The sequence below is a fragment of the Candidatus Protofrankia californiensis genome (genome assembly GCF_900634765.1).
Classification (GTDB): Bacteria; Actinomycetota; Actinomycetes; order Frankiales; family Frankiaceae; genus Protofrankia; species Protofrankia californiensis.
The window spans coordinates 14,037-16,304 of the sequence record NZ_CAAAFT010000163.1; the positions used below are offsets into that span (position 1 = coordinate 14,037).

Annotated in this window: 3 protein-coding genes; 1 reads left to right on the forward strand and 2 read right to left on the reverse strand. The window is 71.0% G+C overall.

All coding sequences use genetic code 11. The annotated features are described in order from the left end of the window. Together DD1DGNOD_RS29145 and DD1DGNOD_RS09355 are read right to left on the reverse strand one after the other, a co-directional pair. Positions 1 to 445: ATP-binding cassette domain-containing protein (locus tag DD1DGNOD_RS29145; RefSeq protein ID WP_430827782.1), on the reverse strand; the 445-nt coding region annotated here is incomplete at its 3' end. 128 nt (positions 446 to 573) lie between these two features. Continuing rightward, positions 574 to 1,128, reverse strand: coding sequence for a transcriptional regulator (locus tag DD1DGNOD_RS09355; RefSeq protein ID WP_241251381.1), 555 nt, complete (start codon positions 1,126 to 1,128; stop codon positions 574 to 576). A gap of 368 nt (positions 1,129 to 1,496) precedes the next feature. Here DD1DGNOD_RS09355 and DD1DGNOD_RS26735 point away from each other — a divergent pair. Beyond that, positions 1,497 to 2,268: helix-turn-helix transcriptional regulator (locus DD1DGNOD_RS26735; protein ID WP_165036554.1), on the forward strand; the 772-nt coding region annotated here is incomplete at its 3' end.

Below are 2,268 nucleotides of genomic sequence, written 5' to 3' on the forward strand. Positions count from 1 at the left end.
GGCGTTGGCGCTGTCCGCCGGACAGGCGGCGGTAGGGGACCCGGGCCACCTCGGACATGCCGACGCGCTCGAGAAGGGCCGCGACGTCCAACGGGTTGCGGTGGTGGGCGGCCAGTACGGCGAGCATCTCACCGGCGCGCGCGCCCGGGTACACCCCACCGGACTGGAGCATGACCCCCACCCGGGGGCGCAGGACGGATGCGTCGCGCCCGGGGTCGAGACCGAGCACCCGAACGCGGCCGGCGTCCGGGCGCCGGAACCCCTCGCAGATTTCGATCGTGGTCGTCTTGCCGGCGCCGTTCGGGCCGAGCAGAGCCGTCACCGAACCTGTCGCAACGGTCAGTGATAGATGGTTGACGGCGTGTACGGCTCGGTTCGAACGCGGCCAGTAGGTCTTGACCAGGTCGGAAACCTCGACTGCCAGGTCGTCCGCCACACTCGCGATCCTACGGACGATCGCACCCGTTGGTGCGATCGGAGCCCCCTCGGATGCGGCCAGAACCCACCAGGGACCCCTTCGGAACCCACTGGGGATCCGCGGACGGGAGGTTATCCGCGGATGGAGGCTTCAGGTCAGGAACGGGGTTGGCCGCGCCGGCCGCGGGGCGGTGCGGGCCGCTGCCCGTGCCCGGATCCCGGCTCGGCGAGCGCGCCCCATGCGCCGAGGCGCTTGTAGAGCAGCGGCGGCGTTGTGCTGTAGAGCCGCGCCAGCGAGAGCAGATCCGTGCGACGTAGACGCAGCACGTCCCGGGAGTTCTCCGAGCGCAGCACCTGCACGATCGCGATCCAGCGTCGCAACGGGCCGGTGCGGGTCGGTGGCAGCTTGCGCAGCCGGTGCAGGTCGATGGCCAGCGGTGGCAGCCCGACCAGTTCGGAGCGGTCCGTCTGTGGCGGGATGAGCATGACCGCGGTCACGTCGTAGAGCTCGGCCAGCTCCATCAGGCGATGTACCCGCAGGGAGCGGTGTCCCCGCTCGTAGGCGCCCAGGGTGCCGGCGGTCCAGCGTCCGTTCGTTCGTTCCTGGACGTCGACGAGGGACATGCCGCGACGGTGGCGGGCTGCTCGTAGCCGGCGTCCCAGCTCCGCGGCGTAGTCGTCGGTCCGGGGGCCTGTGTCGGCTCTGCCGATGCCGGCCTTTTCAGCGTCGAGTTCGCGAGCGCTGTGGTCGGCCTCGGTCACGGTCTCCGTCCGGGTCGCGTCGAGCCGGAGACGCCATCCGCCCCCGGCCACAGCCTGTCAGGAGTTGGTCTGTGAGATGGTCGGTTCACACGATGACACGCAGATGCAGGTGGTCTCCGTGTGGTAGCGCGACGGATCCGGTACGAGGACGGCCACGGCCCTGCGGGTGTGGCGGATCAGACGCTCGTCCCGAGTGTGCGCTCTTTGCCCAGGTCGGATGCCACGATGGTCGGGTACTTCGACAGATCACGTCGTACCTGCAGGCCGGAGGGTTAGACCCTCGGCGGGAAATAAGGCACAGTGGTGTTGTGAAAAGCATGCCCGACACCTCCAACGGTACGGCGGCCGACGGCCGGACCCGTGACCGTGTCGTGCGCCTGCTCCTGGAGCTCGGCCCCTCGACCGCGGTCACCCTTTCCGCGCACCTCGGCCTGTCGCCGGCGGCAATCCGGCGGCATCTGGACGCGATGCTCACGGAAGACGTGATCATGACCCGGTCGGCCCGCACCCCAGGCCCGCGCGGCCGCGGTCGTCCGGCTCGGGTCTACCAGCTCACCGCTGCCGGTCACGCGGCCGGCCCGACCGCGTACGAGGACCTCGCCACCAGCGCGCTGAGCTTCCTCGCCGACGTCGCGGGCCACGCGGTCGTCGCGGAGTTCGCCGAGGCGCGCGCCGCCGATCTGGAACGGCGGGTCAAGGGCGCGGTCGCCCGGGCCGACCCCGCCGACCGGCCGGCGGCGCTGGCGGCGGCGATGTCCGCCGCCGGTTACACCGCAAGCGCCTCGCAGCTTCCGACGGGCATCCAGATCTGCCAGCACCACTGCCCCGTCCAGCACGTGGCCGAGCAGTTTCCCGAGCTCTGCGGCGCGGAGACCGCCGCGTTGTCACGGCTGCTGGACTCCCACGTCCAGCGGCTCGCCACCATTGCGCATGGTGACGGGGTGTGCACGACGCATGTTCCGCTGGAAGCCCGGGACCTCCAGCGGCGCGACGAAAGCCGTGATCGTTCCGCTCGGGCTTCCTCCTCCTTCGCTGTGGTCGGAGAGGCAGACCCGGTCCACCCAGGGGATCCGGTCCACCCAGGGGATC